Raw genomic sequence first — 17,916 nt, 5'->3', positions numbered from 1 at the left:
GCCCGCCGGTCGACGGACCCGGGGCCCCGGAGCACCAGCGAACCCGGAACGCCTGAGAGCCCGGCCCCGCGGTACGGGGGCCGGGCTCTCGGATGACTCGCGCTGCTCCTGCCGGGGCTCCTGCCCCGGTTCCTGCGGGCGCCGTCAGGCGGCAGCGGGCTCGGTGCGCGCCTCCGGCCCCTCGGCCGAGGCCGAGGCCGGGGCCTGGGCCGGCAGGTGCCGCATCAGCCCGTAGGCCAGGGCGGCGGCGCCCAGGGTGAAGACCAGGCCGACCACGGCGGCCACGTGCAGGCCGTCGGTGAAGGCGAGCCGGGCGCTCTCCAGCAGGTCGGTGCCGAGCCGGCCGGGGAGGTGGGCGGCGACGGTGGCCGCACCGCCGAGGGTGTCCTGCGCGGTGGCGGCGGCCCCGCCGTCCAGACCGGCCGGGAGGGTGCCGTCCAGCCGGTCGCGGTAGACCGCGGCGCCGGCCGCGCCGAGCAGGGCGATGCCGAGGGAGCTGCCGAGCTCGACGGCGGTCTCCGAGGTGGCGGAGGCGGCGCCGGCCCGTTCGGCGGGGGCGGCGGAGACGACCATCTCGGCGGTCAGGGTCATGGTGCCGACCGTGCCGGCCGCCAGCACACCGGCGGCGGTGAGGATCAGGGCGAGCGGGGAGTGCACGCCGACCTGGGTCATCATCGCGAAGCCGGTCGCGCCGATCAGGAAGCCACCGGCCATCAGCACCGCCGGGCGGACCTTGCCGGCCAGGGCGCCGCTGATGCCGACCGCGGCGCCGACGCCCACGCTCGGGACCAGTGCCCAGAGCGAGGCCTCCAGCGGGCTCATGCCCTTGACCAGCTGCAGGTACTGCGAGGTGAAGAGGGTGAAGCCCATCATCGCGAACATCGCGATGGTGTTGACGGTGATCGCCCCGCTGAAGGTGCGGATCCGGAACAGGCTCAGGTCGAGCAGCGGGTCGGCGGCGGTGCGCTGGCGCCACACGAAGGCGGCGGCGATCAGCAGGCCGGCCGGGATCGCGGCGGCGGGCAGCACGCTCCAGCCCTCGACCGACAGGGTCTTGATGCCGTAGACGACCGGCAGGATCGCGGCCAGCGAGAGGGCGGCACCGGCCAGGTCGAAGCTGCCCCGGCGGGTGGCGGAGCGGTACTCGGGGAGCAGGGCGGGCGCGGCGGCCAGGACCAGCAGCATCACGGGGATGGAGACCAGGAAGGCCGCGCCCCACCAGAACCAGTGCAGCAGCAGGCCGCCGACGACCGGGCCGAGGGTGGCGCCGGCGGTGAGGACGCCGCCCCAGGCGCCGAGGGCGATCTGACGCTGCTTGGGGTCGTGGAACATGTTGCGGATCAGCGCGAGGGTCGAGGGCATCACGGTCGCGCCGGCGACGCCGAGCAGGGCGCGGGCGGCGATCAGCTGGGCCGCGCTGTCGGCGTAGGCGGCGAGCGCCGAGGCGCCGATGAACCCGGCGGCGCCGATCATCAGCAGCCGGCGGCGGCCGATCCGGTCACCCAGGGCGCCCATCGTGATCAGCAGCCCGGCCAGCAGGAACGAGTACATGTCCATGATCCACAGCTGCTCGGTGCCGCTCGGCGCCAGGGTGGTGGAGATGTAGGGGACGGCGAAGAAGAGGACGCCCATGTCCATCGCGACGACGAGGGTCGGGAGCAGGAGGACGGCGAGGCCGGTCCATTCGCGGCGGCCTGCGAGGCCGTTGGTTGCGGTCATGGGTGGAACCGTACGCTCGTGTCAGACGTTTGTCTAGTACGAGCGTCTAAATCGATCGTGCGAGACATTCGTGCAAGACGTACGTCCAGATCTTCCGTACCATCGGAGTCATGGGAAATCGCGAAGACCTGCTGACCGGCGCCAAGCGCTGCCTGGCCGAGAAGGGTTACGGGCGCACCACCGCCCGCGACATCGCCGCCGCCTCCGGGGTGAGCCTGGCCGCGATCGGCTACCACTTCGGCTCCAAGGAGACGCTGCTCAACACCGCGCTGATCGAGGCGGTGGGCGAGTGGGGTGACGCGCTGCACACGGTGGTCGTCGCGGCGAGCGCGAGCACGGACGATCCCGAGGAGCGCTTCATCGCGGTCTGGGACGGTGTGATGCGGACCTTCGTCGAGAACCGGGGGCTGTGGACGGCGCAGCTGGAGGCGATCGCCCAGGTCGACCACGCGCCCGAGCTGAAGGAGATGCTCGGCCACGCCCAGAAGGAGGCCCGGCTCGGCCTGGCCTCGGTGTTCCAGGGGCTCGAAGAGGTCCCCGAGAACGACGACGAGCTGGCGCGCGGCGCCTTCTACCAGGCGCTGCTGGCCGGACTGGCCGCGCTCTGGGTCTCCGCCCCGGAGCACGCGCCGAGCGGCCGCGACCTGCTGCACGGGCTGCGGCTGGTGGGCGGCAGCGTGCTCAACCCGTAGCGGCCCACGACGCCCACGCCCGGCCCACGACGCCCACGCCCGGCCCGGGCTCAGATGGCGACTCCCGTGCCCGTACGGCGACCCCACGCCGATGCCGTACCGCGCCCGCGCCCGGCCCGGTGACGCCCGCGCCCGGCCCGGTGACGCCCGCGCTCAGACGGTGACGGCCGTCAGCAGCACCACCGAGTCGACGTGCGCCAGCAGCCCGTGCCGCTCCTGCGGCAGCGGGTGCAGCTGGCCCGCCGTCAGCTCCTCCCGCCGTCCCGCGATGGTCACCGAGACCCGGCCGCGCAGCACCTGGAGGCTGGCGGCGGTCGGCGCGTTGTGCTCGTCCAGCACGGTGCCCGCGGTCAGCGCGATCACGGTCTGGCGCAGGACGCCGTCGTGCAGGACCAGATGGGCGCTGCGCCCGTGCGGGCTGGCGGCGGCCAGTGCGGTGTGCTCGTCGGCGAGGTGTTCGAGATCGTCCATCGCGCGTCCTCCTGCGACCGGACCGGCGGGGCCTGCGGGAACGGGCCCGCGGGCCCAGCGTCCCGGACGGCCGGTCCGCGCGCACCCGGAGCGGGCGCCGGGACGCGTGCCGCCGGGGGTGTCGCCCGGGAGGCGTCATCGGGCGGGCGCTCGACGTGCGAGGTGGGCCGAGTGCGCCCATGGTGGAGGCATGGCGAACACTGACAGTTTCTTCAGCGGCTTCCAGGTCAACCGCCCGCTCCTGGTCGGCGGCGCGGTGCTCACCGGGGTGGGCGCGCTCTGCGGCCTGACCGGGACGATGATGGTGTGCGCGGCACTGGCCTCGGCCGGCCGGGGCTGGATGCGCCGGATGGACCGCCCGCCGGCCGAGATGGCCCACCGGGCCCTGCACGAGGCCAAGGTCGCCTCGACGGCGGGCTGGGAGGCCTGGCGCGCCGAGCACAACTCGCCGAACTGATCCCGCCCGCGCCGTACGGCCGCGCGGTACCGGCGGCCGGGTCGCACCGGTGGCCGAAGAACGGCGGTGGCCGAAGAACGGCGGTGGACACACGACGGCGGCGGGCCCCGTGGGGGTGAGGCCCGCCGCCGTACGTCATGCTGCCGGTAGCGCCGTAGCGCCGTAGCGCCGTACCGCCGCGCCGTCGGGGCTACAGGCCCAGCGACTTGGCGACGATGCTGCGCATGACCTCGCTGGTGCCGCCGTAGATCCGGAAGACCCGGTTGTCGGTGTAGAGGCGGGCGATCGGGTACTCCAGGATGTAGCCGTAGCCGCCGTGCAGCTGGAGGCACTTGTCGATGACCTGGGCGGCCGACTCGGTGGTGAACAGCTTGGCCGCGGCCGCGTCCGCGACCGACAGCTCGCCGGCCTGGTAGAGGTCCAGCGCGCGGTCGACCATCGACTCCTGCGCCATCACCTGGGCCTGGCAGTCGGCCAGCGTGAACTTGGTGTTCTGGAACTCGGCGACGGCCTTGCCGAAGACCTGGCGGTCCTTGGTGTACTGGACGGCGAAGCGCACCGCCGCCGCCGAGGCCGCGTACGCGCCGACGGCGATCGCCAGGCGCTCCTGGACCAGGTTGTGGGCCAGGTAGGAGAAGGCCTTGCCCTCCTCGCCGAGCAGGTTCTCGACCGGCACCTTGACGTCGCTGAAGGCCAGCTCGGCGGTGTCGGAGGTGCGCAGGCCGATCTTCTCCAGCTTGCGGCCGACGGTGTAGCCCTCGGACGTGGTGTCCACGCAGAGGATCGACAGGCCGGCGCGGCGGTTCGCGGGGTCGTACGGCGAGGTGCGGGCGATCACCAGCACCAGGTCGGCGACCACGCCGCCGGTGATGAAGGTCTTGGCGCCGTTGAGGACGTAGTGGGTGCCGTCCTCGGAGAGCTTGGCGGTGGTGGTGATGCCGGCGAGGTCGGAGCCGGTGCCGGGCTCGGTCATCGCGATGGCGGTCATCATGTCGCCGGAGACGAAGGGCGGCAGCCAGCGCTGCTTCTGCTCCTCGTTGGCGTACTCCATCAGGTACGGCAGCACCAGGCCGGTGTGCACGCCGGAGGAACCGAAGCTCACGCCCGCGCGGGCGGTCTCCTCCATGATGACGGCCTGGTACTTGAAGCCGGTCTCGCCCGCGCCGCCGTACTCCTCGGGCACCTCGATGCCGAAGACGCCCAGCTCGCCGAGCTTGCGGTAGAAGTCGCGGGGCGGGTGGCCGGCGGCCTCCCAGCTCTCGTAGACCGGGACGACCTCGTTGGCGATGAAGTCCCGGATGGTCTCCCGGAACGCCTCGTGGTCCTCGGTGAACACGGTGCGACGCACGGCGGCGCTCCCTTCGGTGGTGCCAGGTGATGCCAGCCGAGCGGCTGACCGCCCCGCTAAGTTAATCGCGGGTAGCTTTACCTGTCCACAGTCCGGGTGCCCGCCGCGCGCCGCTCCGGCGACCCGCCCCACCAGCGCGGGGCGGGTCGCCGGCCCGGGCGGGCGGACCCCGTCCCCGGGTGGGCGGACCCCGTTCCCGGGCGAGCCGGGCCTAGTAGAGGACGAACGGGTAGTAGACCTCGGCGGCGAGGTTCCCGTTGCCCTGGAGGGCGCCGACCCCGCCGGAGTTGCCCGCGACGGCCGTGGTGCCGTTCTGGTTGGCCGCCCCGGAGCCGGTCGCGGCCTGCTGGGTGCCGACGGCGTTGCCGTTGACGCCGCCCACGATGTTCCCGGAGCCGATGGTGCTCACGACGCCGCTGTTGGAGTTGTGGTCGGCGCCCGCGCCGTTGTCGGCCTGGGCGGTGCCGGCGCCCAGGAGCAGGAACGCCCCGAGGGCGGTGACGGCGGCGGCGGTGCGGATACGGGACACGCTGGTCTCCCCGGTGATGGAGTGCGAAGGTGGCGCCCGTCGGAGTGGCCGCTCCGGGGTGCCGTTGCCTGACGTCGCACGGACAGCATTCACCAGCACCGTGGACGAACTCCACCGAATGGGTGGCAATTCGCCCGATGGTGTCATGAAGCGGACGTGGGAGCGGAACGCCCGCCCCGGCCACGGGTCACGTCCGGGTCCTGAAGTTCCCCCGTACGGCGTCGGGTTGACTCACCCGGGCGGCCCAGGGGGCGACTGCCCGCCGTCAATCCGCAGTTGACTGGAGGTCGGGTCCGGAAAAGGGACCGGAAAGAAATGGTCGGCGGATAGTCGCACTGGCACACTGGGGCCTCATGTCTGAAGGTCTCCGCCCCGACCCCGTGCCCGCCGAGGATCTGCGTACGACCGAGGTCGATCTCGGCGGACTGGTGAACGTCCTCGCCACCCACCTCTACTCCACCCCGCTGGTCGCCCTGCGCGAACTCGTCCAGAACGCCCACGACTCGCACACCCGGCGCCTGCTGGAGGACCCGGACGGCGAGCACACCCGGCTGATCCGGGTGCGCGGCGACGCGGTCCGGCGCACGGTCGCCATCGAGGACACCGGCGCCGGCCTCACCGAGCCGGAGATCCACGCCTACCTCGCCACCGTCGGCACCGGCTACACCCGGATGCTGCGCGACCTCACCGGCAACCAGGAGCTGATCGGCGCCTTCGGCCTCGGTTTCCTGTCCGCCTTCTCGGTCGCCGACGAGGTCACCGTCACCACCACCTCGCACCGCGAGCCGCACCTCGGCCACCGCTACCGCAGCCGCGGCGGCGAGCAGTACCGCGTCGATCCGGCGCCGGCCCGCCCGCAGCCCGGCACCGTGGTCGAGCTGGCGCTCAAGGCCGAGCACGCCCACCTCTCCGACGAGCAGGCGCTGCGCGAGGTGCTCGGCCGGTACTGCGTCCTGCTGCCGATCCCGGTGTACGTCGGCGACGACGAACGGCCCGTCAACGACGTCCCGGTGCCGTGGCGCCAGCGGATCCCGGGCGATCCGCACGAGGCCCGGATGCGCTTCGCGAGCGCCTTCGGCCGCCGCTTCGAGCCGCTGACCGCGTTCCCGGTCGAGCCGGTTGAGGGCGGCACCGACGCGGTGGGCCTGCTCTGGGTGCAGGACGGCGGCACGTACGGGAGCAGCGACAACCGCGACCTCGCGGTCTACCTGCGCGGCATGCTGCTCGCCGAGGACGCCCGCGACCTGCTGCCCAGCTGGGCCGGGTTCATCGGCGGCGTGGTCGAGTCCAACCGGCTCACCCCCACCGCCAGCCGCGAGGACCTCCAGCGCGACGAGCACTACCGGGCCCTCCAGCGGGCCCTCACCGACGCGATCGTGGACGGCCTGTACGAGACCGCGCGGCTGCACCCCGCCGCCTGGCGCCGCGTCCTCTCCCGGCACGGGCAGGACCTGCTCGGCGCCGCCCTCTGCGACGACCGGCTGTTCACCCTGCTCGCCGACGACGTCCCGGTGCCCACCTCCCAGGGCGACCTGACGGCCGGTGCGCTGCGCGCGGCCGGCGGCGGGGCGGTGCACGTGGCGCTCGGCACCGGCGGCGGCTTCGAGGAGATGCTCTACCGCGCGATGCAGGTGCCGATCGCCCGCGGCGACCGGTACGCCGTCCTGCCGTTCCTGCGCCGCTACGCCCAGCTGCGGGACTGCCGGATCGTCGAGCTCGGCAGCGAGAGCGGCAACCGCGAGCTGTTCCGCGACCCCGAGCGGCCGCTGCCCGAGGAGGAGCGGGCCTGGCTGGCCGGCGCGCTCGCCGGACCGGGCGAGCAGTTGGTGCCGGCCCGCTTCGACCCGCCCGGCCTGCCGCTGGTCCTGGTGCCCGACCGGGAGGCCGAGCTCAAGGCGCGGATCGAGGACGACCAGGCCGACGCCCGGATCCCGTCCGCCGCGCTGCGCCTCGCCCGGGCGTTCACCGCCCGCACCGACGGCGAGGTCCGGGCCCGGCTCTACCTCAACCTGGCCTGCCCGGCCGTCCTGGACCTGCTCGCCGCGTACCGCTCCGGCCACACCGGCAGCGCCACCGCGGCGGGGCTGCTGCGCTCGCTGAAGGTGATCATGGCGGCCGCCTCCGCCGGATCCACGGCCACCGCTCCGGGCGGGTCCGGCGGCCGGGCCGGGGACGACGGCGCCGGCGCCGGGGAGCTCGCCGCCGCCCTGGCCGGCATCGGCACCGCGGTCTCCGCGCTCACCGCGGCACTGCCCGCGGGCCTGCCGGACATCCCCGACAGCTTCACCGACCGGGCCTGACCGGGCCCACCGACCGGGCCTGACCGGGCCTGACCGGGCCCACCGACCGGGCCCGGCGGCCGCCGGACGGATTGTCAGCACCACCCGCCACACTGTCCACCAGCACCACACGCCACCCGCAGGGGGAGACGGAAACCGCATGAGCACCGACATCTGGGCCTGGGTCCGTGACGCCCACCGGCAGCTCGCCGAGTCCGGCCAGCACCGGCTGGCCGACGCCATCTACGAGCTGCCCGGTCACGCCGGCGAGGGCCGCAACGAGCAGCTCGACGCGGCCTTCCCCGAGGCGCTCGCCTCCGCCCGCGCCCTCGGCCTGCCCTGGGTCGAGGTCTACCTGCGGCACTGGCGCCTGCAGAACCTGCTGAACAAGCGCCACCAGGGCGAGAAGGCCCTGCCGGAGGCCGTCGAGCTGCTGGAGTTCGCGCACCGCGAGGAGACCCTGGGCTGTCCGCAGTCCGTCTGCACGGTGCAGGACTTCGCGATCTGCCACGCCCGGGTGGACGGCCCCGGCTACGTGCCCGAGCGGCTGGCGGTGCTCGGCGAGACCCTGGAGCGGATCGAGCCGGCCCGGGCCTGCTTCGACTGCCTCTCCCGGGAGTACGCCGACGCCCTGGAGGACGACGACCGCCCCGCCGAGGCGCTCGCCCACCTCGACACCGCCGCCGCCCGTATCCAGGCCGCCGGGGAGGAGCTCTCCCTGCACTTCCACCACGCCCGCGCGGGCCTGCTGCACGCCCTCGGCCGGTACGAGGAGGTGCTCGCCCTGCTGGACACCGCCGAGGAGGCCGAGCTCCGCCGCGGCCGGGAGATCGCGGACAGCGACCGCCGCTGGGCCGCCCTGGTGCGCGCCCGGACGCTGGCGAGCACCGGGCGGACGGAGGACGCGCTGGCCCAGCTGCCGTCCTTCGAGGAGGCCGAGCGGTTCCCCAGCCTGCGCGCCACCTGGCTGCAGACCGTCGAGCTGCTGATCGACGCCGACGCCTGGCAGAACGACGCCCGCCTCGGCGCGGCCGCCGCCCACTGGGTCGCCTACCTCGACGACGCCGGCTCGCACCGCCCCTGCGTCGACCTGCTGCTGCGGGCCGGCGGACTGGCCGTACGGCGCGGCGCCCGCACGGTCGCGCTCACCCTGGCCGCCACCGGCGAGCGCAAGCTCGCCCAGCTGCGCCGCACCGAGGGCGTCGCCGAGCGGATCGCCGGGCTGCGGGCCGCCGCCGAGGCGCTGCCCGAGCCGGAGCTGCCGGTGCCGCCGGCCGAGCTGCTCGACCACCTCGACGACCGGATCTCCCCCGAGACCGGCGCCGACCTGCTCTCCGTCGCCCTGGACCGGTACCGGGGTGAGCAGGACGGCGCCACCCTGCTGCTGCTCAACCTGGCCGGGTCGCTGGCCGTGCTCGGCCACCTGCGGGCCGCCACCGACCTGCTCTGGGAGCGGCTGGACACCTGCCCGGGCGACGAGGCGCTGACCGGCACGCTCGCCGCGATGCTGATCGAGGCCCGGGACGGCGAGGGCGTCCGCCGGCTCGCCGACCGGCTGGCCGCGGACGACCCGGCCGAGGCGCATTGGGTGCGGGCCCGCTGGGCCGCCGCCGAGAGCCGCTGGTCCGAGGTGCTGGAGCACACCTCCGCCCTGCTCGACGAGGACCCGACGCGGATCAACACCCGCCGGCTGGCCGCCACCGCGGCCACCGAGCTGGGCGAGCACGCCACCGCGCAGCGCCTGCTCCAGGAAATCCTGGAGCACGCCCTGCCCGCCGACGCGGTGCCGGAGGACGAGCGGTACCGCACCGTCCAGGACCGGGACCTCTGGTGCCTGATCACCGCCGCCACCGCCAACCGGGACTGGCCGGCGGTCCGCTCCACCGGCGCGCTGCTGGGCATCGAGTTCGACGAGGACGAGGGCCCGGTGGAGGAGGAGTGGCAGGTGGTCACGATCCGGGCCACCCGCGAGAGCGGCGCCACCGCCGACCTGCCGGCCCTGCGCACCGGCCCGGCCACCGCCCGGATCTACCCGGTGACCGGCGACGACCTGGCGCTCAACCACCACGACCTGGTGGTCTTCTCCCCGGCCCTGCTGGAGGAGCCGCCGGCCGAGGACGCCCCGGAGGAGGAGCGCCGCGCCTGGCGGCCGGTCTTCGAGCTGCTCACCCTGCTCGACCCGGCCGGCTACACCACCTACTGGATCGACGGCTGCTGGCCCGGCCCGGAGGCCTGGTCGGCGTTCCGCGCGGAGCTGCGCGAGGCCGGCTTCGCGGTCTGGGTGTACAGCGGCGATCAGTACAGCATCACCGACCCGGCCGAGGAGGACGGCATGCTGCCCGGCGTGTACGCCGCCCTCGGTGTGCCGCCCACCGCCAAGGCCGAGGAGGCGGACGCCCTGCTGCTCCGGCTCACCGGGGGCTGGGCGCACCCGCTCGCCTGGCCGGACCTGGCCCGCGCGGCGGGTACGGACGTGGCGCGGCACGAGGAGATCACGGAGCGCTACGGGCTCTGACGCGGTCGTACCGGCCCCGGCGGGAACCTCCCGCCGGGGCCGTCGCGTCCTCGGAAGGGGTGGGCGGGAGGCCGGTTCGGGAGTCTCTTGGTGAATGCTTTACTGTTTCATTGCCAAGAGTCGACCTTCCAGGAGTGTCCACCCGTGACCAGCCTCGCCCTCGGCCCGTCCTGGCTCGATCCGACCACCCTGATCTCCACCTTCGGGCTGATCGGCATCCTGGCCATCGTGTTCGCCGAGTCCGGTCTGCTGATCGGCTTCTTCCTCCCCGGGGACTCCCTGCTCTTCACCACGGGCCTGCTGGTCGCCGGCGGAACCTACCTGCACCAGCCGCTCTGGCTGGTCTGCGCGCTGATCGTGGCCGCCGCGGTGGCGGGTGACCAGGTCGGCTACCTCTTCGGCCGCAAGGTCGGGCCGAGCCTGTTCAAGCGGCCGGACTCGCGGCTGTTCAAGCAGGAGAACGTGGAGAAGGCCGCCGGCTTCTTCGACCGGCACGGGCCCAAGGCCATCGTGCTGGCCCGCTTCGTGCCGATCGTGCGCACCTTCACCCCGATCGTGGCCGGGGTGAGCCGGATGAACTACCGCACCTTCGTCGTCTTCAACCTCGTCGGCGGCGTGCTCTGGGGTGCCGGCGTCACGGTGCTCGGCTACTTCCTCGGCCGGATCCCCTTCGTCCGGGACAACATCGAGGCGATCCTGGTCGGCATCGTGCTGCTCTCGGTGGTCCCGGTCGCGATCGAACTCCTCCGGGCCCGCCGCTCCGCCCCGGCCTCCACCGCCCGGCACCGCGCCCGCTAGCCGCCCGCACCGCTCGCGCCGTCCGGGCCCCGGCCGCGCGCCGACCGGGACCGCCGCCTCCGCCCTTCCGGTGCCCCCGGCGCTCTCGCCCGGTCGACCGCGCCGGGGAGGCGTCCGCCGTGACGCCCGTCCGCCGTCCCGTACATGTGCGTTCGGCTGTTCGATCAGGCAAGGTGTATCCGGAGAGCGAACGGCGGCCCGGCTGGACCGGCGCCGACCAGGGGCGGCGAGGAGCGGGAAGTGCCTAAGCGGGGCCGGCCGGGTGCGGGCAAGCGGGCCAGGGGCGGCGGAGCGGCCCGGCAGGCACGCCGGACGGGGTCGGACCGTCCCGTCCTCCCCGCCGACGCACCGCCCACCGAGGGTCTGCCCGGCCACCCGGCGCCGCCCGTCGAGCCCACCGCCGACGTCCCGCCGACCCCGCCGCTGACGCCCACCAGGGGCCTGCTGGGCCCCGAGTTCACGCCCGAGCCCGAGCCCGATTCCGAGCCCCGCGCGTCCGCCGGGCCTTGGCCGTACGCCGAACCCCGCGCCTATGCCGAACCCCGGCCGTCCGCCGGGCCCCGGCCCGAGGCGCCCGCCGACGCGGGGCCCGGCGCATCCGCGCCCCGGCGCCGTTCGGTCGCCGAGGACACCCTGACCCCCGAGGAGTGGCGGGCCGCCGGCTACACCCCGCCGAACGGCATCGCCGTCCCCACCCTGCGGGCCGGCGCGCCCGGCGAGGCGCCCTGGCCGGACCGGATGCGCACCCTGCTGCGCACCCCGATGTCCGAGCGCCCGGCCTTCGAACGCACCGCCCGCGAGCTGCACCCCTCCGCCGCCCGCAACGTGCCGCGCATCCTGGACCTCACGCTGCGCATCGGCGAGCTGATGCTGGCCAGCGGCGAGGCCGCCGAGGACGTCGAGGCGGCGATGCTCGGCATCGCCCACGCGTACGGGCTGGACCGCTGCGAGCCGCAGGTCACCTTCACCCTGATCGGCATCTCGCACCAGCCCTCGCTGGTGGAGCCGCCGGTCACCGCGGACCGGGTGGTGCGCCGCCGCACCTCGGACTACACCCGGCTGAGCGCCGTCCACGAGCTGGTCGCCGACATCACCTCCGAGCGGGTCACGGTCAACGACGCGTACCGCCGGCTGGCCGCGATCCGCCGCAACCGTCACCCGTACCCGGTCTGGCTGCTCGCGCTGAACACCGGGCTGCTGGCCGGCGCGGCGACCTTCCTGGTCGGCGGGAGGCTGGACGACAAGGCGTGGCTGGTGTTCGTCAGCGCCTTCATCGCGGCCGTCCTCGGCGACCGGCTGGCCTCCTGGGTGGCCCGGCGCGGGCTGCCCGAGTTCTACCAGTTCGTCCTGGCGGCGATGCCCGCCGGCGTCTCCGGCATCGTGCTCTCCTTCAACGACCTGGGCCTGCGCGGTTCGGTGGTGATCACCGGCGGCCTGTTCGCGCTGCTGCCCGGACGGGCCCTGGTGGCCGCGGTGCAGGACGGCCTGACGGGCTTCTACATCACCGCCGCGGCCCGGCTGCTGGAGGTGATCTACCTGGTCGCGGGCATCGTGATCGGTGTGATGCTGATTCTCTACCTGGGGGTCGGCTTCAACGCCAAGCTCACCCCGGACGAGAGCCTGGTGGGCGTCAACTACCCGCCGGTCCAGCTGGTCGCCGCGATGGTGCTGACCCTGGCCTTCGCGATGCTGCTGCAGACCGACCGCCGCAGCCTGGCGCTGGTCACCCTGAACAGCGCCGTCGGCTGGTCCAGCTACGGCGCGCTGGTGTACAACGCGAACGCCTCCCCGATCGTCGCCACCGGTGTGGCGGCCGGCCTGGTCGGCCTCTTCGGCCAGCTGACGGCCCGTTACCGCAACGCCTCGGCACTGCCGTACGTGACGGCCGCGATCGGCCCGCTGATGCCGGGCTCGGCGCTGTACCTCGGCATGCTCTCCTTCGCCCAGGGCCACGCCAGCGGCGGACTGGTGCAGATCACCCGGGCCGCGGCGATCGCCCTGGCGCTGGCGATCGGGGTCAACCTCGGGGGCGAGGTCGCCCGTCTGTTCATGAGGGTGCCGGGCGTCGCCGGCCGGCCCTCGCCCCACCCGGCCGTCCCCAGACGGGCGGCCAAGCGCACCCGGGGCTTCTGACCGCGCGTTGTGCCCGGCGGGGTCCGCAGGTGGGACCGCCGTCGGCCCCCGGCCATGTCGGGGCAGGCAGGACGCAGTACCAGGAACGAAGGTAAGACCCATGCTGACCCCACTGCTGGAGGGCTACCGCGAGCACATCATCGCGGCCAACAAGCAGCCGCTGTTCCTCCTGTTGATCGGGTTCATCACGTCCTTCGTCTGCATCCGGTTCAGCGTCCGGATGATCCGGGCCAAGGTGCGCTGGTGGCCCGGCAACATCACCCCCGGCGGCCTGCACATCCACCACATGGTGTTCGGCCTGGGCTTCCTGCTGCTGGGCGGCCTCGGGGTGTTCGCCACCGGCGGCGGGCACCCGTGGATCGACCTGTTCGGCCTCTGCTTCGGCATCGGCTGCGGGCTGGTGCTGGACGAGTTCGCGCTGATCCTGCACCTGGACGACGTCTACTGGTCCGCGCAGGGCCGCAAATCGGTGGACGCGGTGATCCTCGGCATCCTGTTCACCGCGCTGCTGCTCACCGGGTACGTGCCGCTCGGGGTGGTGCCCAGCCAGGAGACCCGCTGGGGCCTGGTCGCGGTGATCTCGGTGAACGCGCTGGTCTCGATCATCGCCCTGGTCAAGGGCAAGGTGTGGACCGGCCTGCTGGGCATCATGGTGCCCGGCCTCTCCTGGATCGGCGCCATCCGGCTGGCCCGCCCCAGCAGCCCCTGGGCACGCTGGCGGTACGCCGACCGCCCGCGCCGCCGGGCCCGCGCCCTGCGGCGCGAGCGCCGGCTGCACCAGCGCGCCGACCGGGCCCGTACCTGGCTCTTCGACCTGATCGCCGGGGCCCCGGACAAGGTCCCGGCCAACCACCCGGCCGCCCACCGGGTCGCCGAGCGGATGGCCGCCCGGGCCACCGCCCACCTGGACGCCCACACCGCCCGGGCGCTCGCCCGCCGCTCCGCCCGGCTCGCCGACCGCCGTTCGGCGGCGGCCTCCCCGGCCGGAGGCGGGACGGTCGCCCACGAGGCCGTCCGGCTCGCGTCCCCGGTGCCCGGCCGGGACCGCCAGGGCCTGGCGGCCGAGCTGCGCGGCCGCACGGTCCGGGCGGGCCGGGTCCGGACGTACGCGGTGCGGCCGACCGGCCTGGAGCGCCGGACGGACCGCCACCCGCACCTGCGGCACCGGACGCCGAGGATCCACCGGTAGGTCCTCCCCTGCACGGCGCCCGGGGCCCGGCGGGGGCGGGAGGCCTCCCGCTCAGGGCCCCGGAGCCGGCCTGACCAGGTCGTTCGTCCGCCACCGGAAAATCGGATGCCATCGGGGGGAGCCGGTCGTACGGTGGCCCAATGGGCAACGACAAAGTGGGCGAAACCCGCGATCCGGGCGACGACCGCTCGAACGACTCCACCGGCCACGTCGACCGCACCGGCCACGCCGACAGGGGTGCCGATCGCACCGGCCCCACTGCCGACCGCACCGACCCCGCCGACGGCCGCACCGGCCTCGTCGACACCGTCGACGGCGTCGAGATCCGCGCCATCCGCGAGGACGAGGTCGCGGACTGGGACCGCGCCCTGGCCTTCGGGTTCCTGCGCTCGCACGTCGAGAGCGCCGCCGACTACCGCCGCATGCAGTACCGGCCGGGGCGCCTGCTCGCGGCGGTCGACGGTGACCGCCACGTCGCCACCTACCGCAGCTTCGACGTCGAGCTGACCGTCCCCGGTGGCGCCACCGTCCGGGCCAACGCGATCACCAGCGTCACCGTGACCGCCACCCACCGCCGACGCGGACTGCTCAGCCGGATGATGCGCCACGACCTCGCCGCCGCCCGGGAGCGCGGCCTGCCGGTCGCCGTCCTGATCGCGGCCGAGTACAACATCTACGGCCGGTACGGCTTCGGCCCCGCCACCCGCGGCCACGGCTGGACCGTCAAACTGGCGCGCACCCGCGGCCTGCGCGAGGGCCTGCCCACCCCGCCCGGCGGCCGGATCGACCTCGTCACCATGGCGGAGCTGCGCAAGCTCGGCCCCGAGCTGCACGACCGCTGGCGGCTCACCCAGCCCGGCGCGCTGGCCCGCGACGAGCTCTGGTGGAAGCGCTCCACCGGCGAGGTCCAGGTGCCGGGCTTCGACTGGAAGGAGCCCTTCGCCGCCGTCCACCGCGACGCCGGGGGCACCGTCACCGGCCTGGCCGTCTACCGGATCAACGACGACTGGGACGGCAGCTACCCCAACTGCACCCTCACCGTCGTCGACTTCCTGGCCCTCGACCGGCCCACGGCCAACGCGCTGTGGGGCTTCCTGCTCTCCGTCGACTGGGTGCGCGAGGTCGTCGTCGAGAACATCGGCCCGGACGACCCGCTGCCGCTGCTGCTGCAGGACCCGCGCGCCGCCACCCCGTACGTGGACAACGCCGACTTCATGTGGCTGCGGGTGCTCGACGTGCCCGCCGCCTTCGGCGCCCGCACCTACGGCCTCCCGGGCCGGGTCGTGCTGGACGTCGACGACCCCGCCGGCCCCGCCGCCGGCCGCTGGGCCCTGGAGGTCGCCGCGGACGGTACCGGCCGCTGCACCCCGACCACCGACCCGGCCGACCTCGCCCTGGACGCCGGCGCCCTCGGCGCCCTCTACCTGGGCGGCGAGACCCTGCCCCGGCTGACCGCGGCCGGCCTGGTCACCGAGCTGCGCCCCGGCGCCGTGGCGTCCGCCGACCTCCTGCTGCGCACCCCGCTGCTCGGGTGGAACCCGGACAGCTTCTGATCCGCGTCCCGCCGTCGGGGCCGGTCGTCCTCCCCGGACGGCCGGCCCCGACGGCGTCGTGGCCCCGTGCGGTCGGTTACTTGACGGCTTACTTGACGGCCGTCTTCCCGATGGTGGGCAGGATGAAATCCTGGATGAGGCCCTTGGCGTCCCGGACGATCGGGCGGAACACCCGGTAGCGCGAAAGGTTGATCACCCGGGCGGCCATGGGGGTCGACCGGCGGACGAACTCCCGCGTCCGCTCCGTGTCCGGGGTCCGGTCGAAGACCCAGTAGAGGACCACGATCATGAGGTGCAGCCAGAGCACGTCGGGTAGCAGGTCGACCAGCTCGGCGTCCAGCTTCGGCGCCAGATCGGACCCCTGGAGGACCTCCCGGAAGAGCTCCACGGCGGTGGCCCGGGCGGGGTGGGACTCGTTGGAGAACGGGCTCAGCGAGCTGTTCGGGTCGGCGGCCGTGCGGAAGAACTGCGCGGCGAACTCGTGGTACGGCGCGGCCGTGTCGAGCCAGGAGACCAGGGCGATCTCCAGGCGCTCACCGAAATCCCGCGTGTGCGCCATGCGGATCCGGGCGTCGGCCGCGTGGTCGTACGTCATCCGGTCGTAGAACCCCTGGATCAGGAATTCCTTCGCCGCGAAGTAGTAGTAGGCGTTCCCGACCGAGACGCCCGCCTCGGTGGCGATGGCGCGCATCGTGGTCTTGTCGTACCCGCGTTCCTGGAACAGCCGCATGGCCGTCTCCAGGATCAGCGCGCGGGTCTGCTCGCTCTTGTCCGTCTTCGGCTTGGCACGGCTGCCGCGCCCCTCGCCGGCCGCCGTCGGCACGCCCCCGGGGGCGCTCGCGTCGGTCACGGCCCCCGGGGGCGTGCCGCCCGCGCCGGGTGCGTTGTTCGTGTCGTTCGTCGGTGCCACGTCGTCCACGGTCCGAGCCTAGCCGGAGCCGCTGTCGGCGCCGGCCCCTTCGTCGCCCGCACCGGTCCCTCCCGGTGCCGGCGTCAGGTCCACGCGGTGTCGGTGCGCGCGGCACCGGATGCCCCCTCCGCATCCGGTGCCGCCGCGCCGCCCCCGATCCTTTCGAACGCGTTCAAAAGCATGGGCATGACTGTAGCGGTCCTACTTGAACGCGTTCAAGTCGAATCTGTGGGAGGCTCGTCACATGATCGCCCCCGACATCGTCATCCGCCGTGGCACGGCCCGCGACACCGAGGCCGTCGCCGACCTGCACGCCGTCAGCTGGCGTACCGCGTACGCCGGCATCGTCCCGGAGCAGGCGCTCGGCGACGGGCTCGTCGAGGAGCGCCGCGAGCTGTGGGGCCTGCGGCTGGACGCCGACTACGGGGAGCCCGCCAACACGCCCGAGCTGCTGATCGCCGAGGCGCCCGGCGCGGAGGCCGACGGGCCGGTCGGCTTCGCCTACCTCGTCCCGCAGCAGGACGGGCGGGTGCTGCTCGACAACCTGCACGTGCGGCCCGGCCGTACCGGCGGGGGCGTGGGCCGCGCGCTGCTGGCCGAGGCCCGGGCGCACGTCGCCCGCCGGCACCCCGGCGCCGACCTCTACCTGGAGGTGCTGCGCGACAACACCCGGGCGGTCGCCTTCTACGAGCGCGAGGGCGGCCGTCGCACCGATGAGCGCGAGGGCGTCTTCCCCGGCGGGCACACGCTGCCGGAGTACGAGTACACCTGGCATTCCTGAGCGGGTTCCGGGGGGCCGCACGGGGCGCGCCCGTGGAGGTCGTGGAGGTCAGTCGTGGTCGTACACCGTGACCGGCACCCCACGGGCCGTCAGGCGGGAGGTGACCAGCGGTTCGACGCGGTCCCAGCGTCCGCCGGCCAGGCCGCAGCCGATGCGCGGCATGTGGACGGAGGCGCCGAGGTCGAGCGCGTGCCCGGCCAGCGTCCCCAGTCCGCGGTCGATGGCCTCGTACCGCACCGGCACGCCGGAGGAGCGGCCGGTGCGGATGCCGCGCTGGCCGACCAGGTTCGCCACCCAGACGTCCGGCTCGACCCGCACCAGCTGGAGCGCGCCCAGGCCGAAGTCGTTGTCCGCCCGCTCGCGGTGCCACCGCCGGTACTCGGCCTCCGGCCCGGGCCAGCGCCGGGACAGCGCCAGCACGAACCCCTTACCCCAGCCGCCCAGGTCGTTGCAGATGTGCGCGATCACCTTGGGCCCCTTGGCCTGGGGGGAGGTGGCGTCGCCGCGCAGGTACCGGACGCCGGTGCCGCTGGTCTCCATGG

General features: G+C 74.4%; 15 protein-coding genes. 9 read left to right on the top strand and 6 right to left on the bottom strand.

Annotation, left to right across the window (positions count from 1 at the left end):
• Window positions 1–144: 144 nt before the first annotated feature.
• The gene (locus tag ACWEQL_RS10205; protein WP_452149754.1) at window positions 145–1,719 is read right to left on the bottom strand and encodes an MFS transporter; all 1,575 of its coding nucleotides are present in this window, start codon (window positions 1,717–1,719) and stop codon (window positions 145–147) included.
• A gap of 110 nt (window positions 1,720–1,829) precedes the next feature.
• On the opposite strand from ACWEQL_RS10205, the gene ACWEQL_RS10200 reads away from it, so the two are divergent.
• On the top strand, window positions 1,830–2,411 hold the full coding sequence (locus ACWEQL_RS10200) for a TetR/AcrR family transcriptional regulator (RefSeq protein ID WP_452149753.1): 582 nt from the start codon (window positions 1,830–1,832) through the stop codon (window positions 2,409–2,411).
• 153 nt (window positions 2,412–2,564) lie between these two features.
• On the opposite strand, the gene ACWEQL_RS10195 is transcribed toward ACWEQL_RS10200, so the two are convergent.
• On the bottom strand, window positions 2,565–2,882 hold the full coding sequence (locus ACWEQL_RS10195) for a cupin (RefSeq protein ID WP_452149752.1): 318 nt from the start codon (window positions 2,880–2,882) through the stop codon (window positions 2,565–2,567).
• A 190-nt stretch (window positions 2,883–3,072) separates the two neighbouring features.
• Between ACWEQL_RS10195 and ACWEQL_RS10190 the strand changes: the two genes are divergently transcribed.
• On the top strand, window positions 3,073–3,339 hold the full coding sequence (locus tag ACWEQL_RS10190) for a hypothetical protein (protein ID WP_452149751.1): 267 nt from the start codon (window positions 3,073–3,075) through the stop codon (window positions 3,337–3,339).
• A 190-nt stretch (window positions 3,340–3,529) separates the two neighbouring features.
• On the opposite strand, the gene ACWEQL_RS10185 is transcribed toward ACWEQL_RS10190, so the two are convergent.
• Both ACWEQL_RS10185 and ACWEQL_RS10180 read right to left on the bottom strand, forming a co-directional pair.
• Window positions 3,530–4,687 carry an acyl-CoA dehydrogenase family protein gene (locus ACWEQL_RS10185; RefSeq protein ID WP_452149750.1) on the bottom strand — a complete coding sequence of 386 codons (1,158 nt, stop codon included), beginning with the start codon at window positions 4,685–4,687 and terminating at the stop codon, window positions 3,530–3,532.
• A 211-nt stretch (window positions 4,688–4,898) separates the two neighbouring features.
• Complete coding sequence (locus tag ACWEQL_RS10180) at window positions 4,899–5,216, bottom strand: hypothetical protein (RefSeq protein ID WP_452149749.1); 318 nt, start codon at window positions 5,214–5,216, stop codon at window positions 4,899–4,901.
• A 353-nt stretch (window positions 5,217–5,569) separates the two neighbouring features.
• Here ACWEQL_RS10180 and ACWEQL_RS10175 point away from each other — a divergent pair, with 353 nt between their 5' ends.
• From ACWEQL_RS10175 to ACWEQL_RS10150, 6 genes are all read left to right on the top strand, one after another.
• A complete protein-coding gene (locus ACWEQL_RS10175; RefSeq protein ID WP_452149748.1) occupies window positions 5,570–7,516 on the top strand; it encodes an ATP-binding protein in 1,947 nt (648 codons plus the stop codon).
• 139 nt (window positions 7,517–7,655) lie between these two features.
• Window positions 7,656–10,010 carry a hypothetical protein gene (locus ACWEQL_RS10170; RefSeq protein WP_452149747.1) on the top strand — a complete coding sequence of 785 codons (2,355 nt, stop codon included), beginning with the start codon at window positions 7,656–7,658 and terminating at the stop codon, window positions 10,008–10,010.
• 144 nt (window positions 10,011–10,154) lie between these two features.
• A complete protein-coding gene (locus ACWEQL_RS10165) occupies window positions 10,155–10,808 on the top strand; it encodes a DedA family protein (RefSeq protein WP_452149746.1) in 654 nt (217 codons plus the stop codon).
• Between the two features lie 240 nt (window positions 10,809–11,048).
• Entirely contained in the window at window positions 11,049–12,941 is a 1,893-nt protein-coding gene (locus ACWEQL_RS10160) for a threonine/serine exporter family protein (protein ID WP_452149745.1), read from the top strand.
• Window positions 12,942–13,041: 100 nt separating this feature from the next.
• Entirely contained in the window at window positions 13,042–14,130 is a 1,089-nt protein-coding gene (locus ACWEQL_RS10155; RefSeq protein ID WP_452149744.1) for a hypothetical protein, read from the top strand.
• A 140-nt stretch (window positions 14,131–14,270) separates the two neighbouring features.
• Entirely contained in the window at window positions 14,271–15,683 is a 1,413-nt protein-coding gene (locus ACWEQL_RS10150; protein ID WP_452149743.1) for a GNAT family N-acetyltransferase, read from the top strand.
• Between the two features lie 88 nt (window positions 15,684–15,771).
• Here ACWEQL_RS10150 and ACWEQL_RS10145 read toward each other — a convergent pair whose 3' ends face one another.
• Complete coding sequence (locus ACWEQL_RS10145) at window positions 15,772–16,602, bottom strand: TetR family transcriptional regulator (protein WP_452149742.1); 831 nt, start codon at window positions 16,600–16,602, stop codon at window positions 15,772–15,774.
• Between the two features lie 235 nt (window positions 16,603–16,837).
• Here ACWEQL_RS10145 and ACWEQL_RS10140 point away from each other — a divergent pair, with 235 nt between their 5' ends.
• Window positions 16,838–17,374, top strand: coding sequence for an N-acetyltransferase family protein (locus tag ACWEQL_RS10140; protein ID WP_452149741.1), 537 nt, complete (start codon window positions 16,838–16,840; stop codon window positions 17,372–17,374).
• A gap of 48 nt (window positions 17,375–17,422) precedes the next feature.
• Here the strand turns inward: ACWEQL_RS10140 and ACWEQL_RS10135 are convergent, their stop codons facing one another.
• Window positions 17,423–17,914: a macro domain-containing protein gene (locus ACWEQL_RS10135; protein ID WP_452149740.1), complete on the bottom strand. Its 492-nt coding sequence runs from the start codon at window positions 17,912–17,914 to the stop codon at window positions 17,423–17,425.
• Window positions 17,915–17,916: the final 2 nt, after the last annotated feature.

It is taken from the genome of Kitasatospora sp. NPDC004240 (assembly GCF_053603215.1).
This window is presented reverse-complemented; position numbering and strand designations above follow the sequence as displayed.

Coding starts and splice junctions, on each gene's coding strand:
- ACWEQL_RS10205 (WP_452149754.1), bottom strand. CDS start 1,719: ATGACCGCAACCAACGGCCTCGCAGGCCGCCGCGAATGGACCGGCCTC.
- ACWEQL_RS10200 (WP_452149753.1), top strand. CDS start 1,830: ATGGGAAATCGCGAAGACCTGCTGACCGGCGCCAAGCGCTGCCTGGCC.
- ACWEQL_RS10195 (WP_452149752.1), bottom strand. CDS start 2,882: ATGGACGATCTCGAACACCTCGCCGACGAGCACACCGCACTGGCCGCC.
- ACWEQL_RS10190 (WP_452149751.1), top strand. CDS start 3,073: ATGGCGAACACTGACAGTTTCTTCAGCGGCTTCCAGGTCAACCGCCCG.
- ACWEQL_RS10175 (WP_452149748.1), top strand. CDS start 5,570: ATGTCTGAAGGTCTCCGCCCCGACCCCGTGCCCGCCGAGGATCTGCGT.
- ACWEQL_RS10170 (WP_452149747.1), top strand. CDS start 7,656: ATGAGCACCGACATCTGGGCCTGGGTCCGTGACGCCCACCGGCAGCTC.
- ACWEQL_RS10155 (WP_452149744.1), top strand. CDS start 13,042: ATGCTGACCCCACTGCTGGAGGGCTACCGCGAGCACATCATCGCGGCC.
- ACWEQL_RS10150 (WP_452149743.1), top strand. CDS start 14,271: ATGGGCAACGACAAAGTGGGCGAAACCCGCGATCCGGGCGACGACCGC.
- ACWEQL_RS10140 (WP_452149741.1), top strand. CDS start 16,838: ATGATCGCCCCCGACATCGTCATCCGCCGTGGCACGGCCCGCGACACC.
- ACWEQL_RS10135 (WP_452149740.1), bottom strand. CDS start 17,914: ATGGAGACCAGCGGCACCGGCGTCCGGTACCTGCGCGGCGACGCCACC.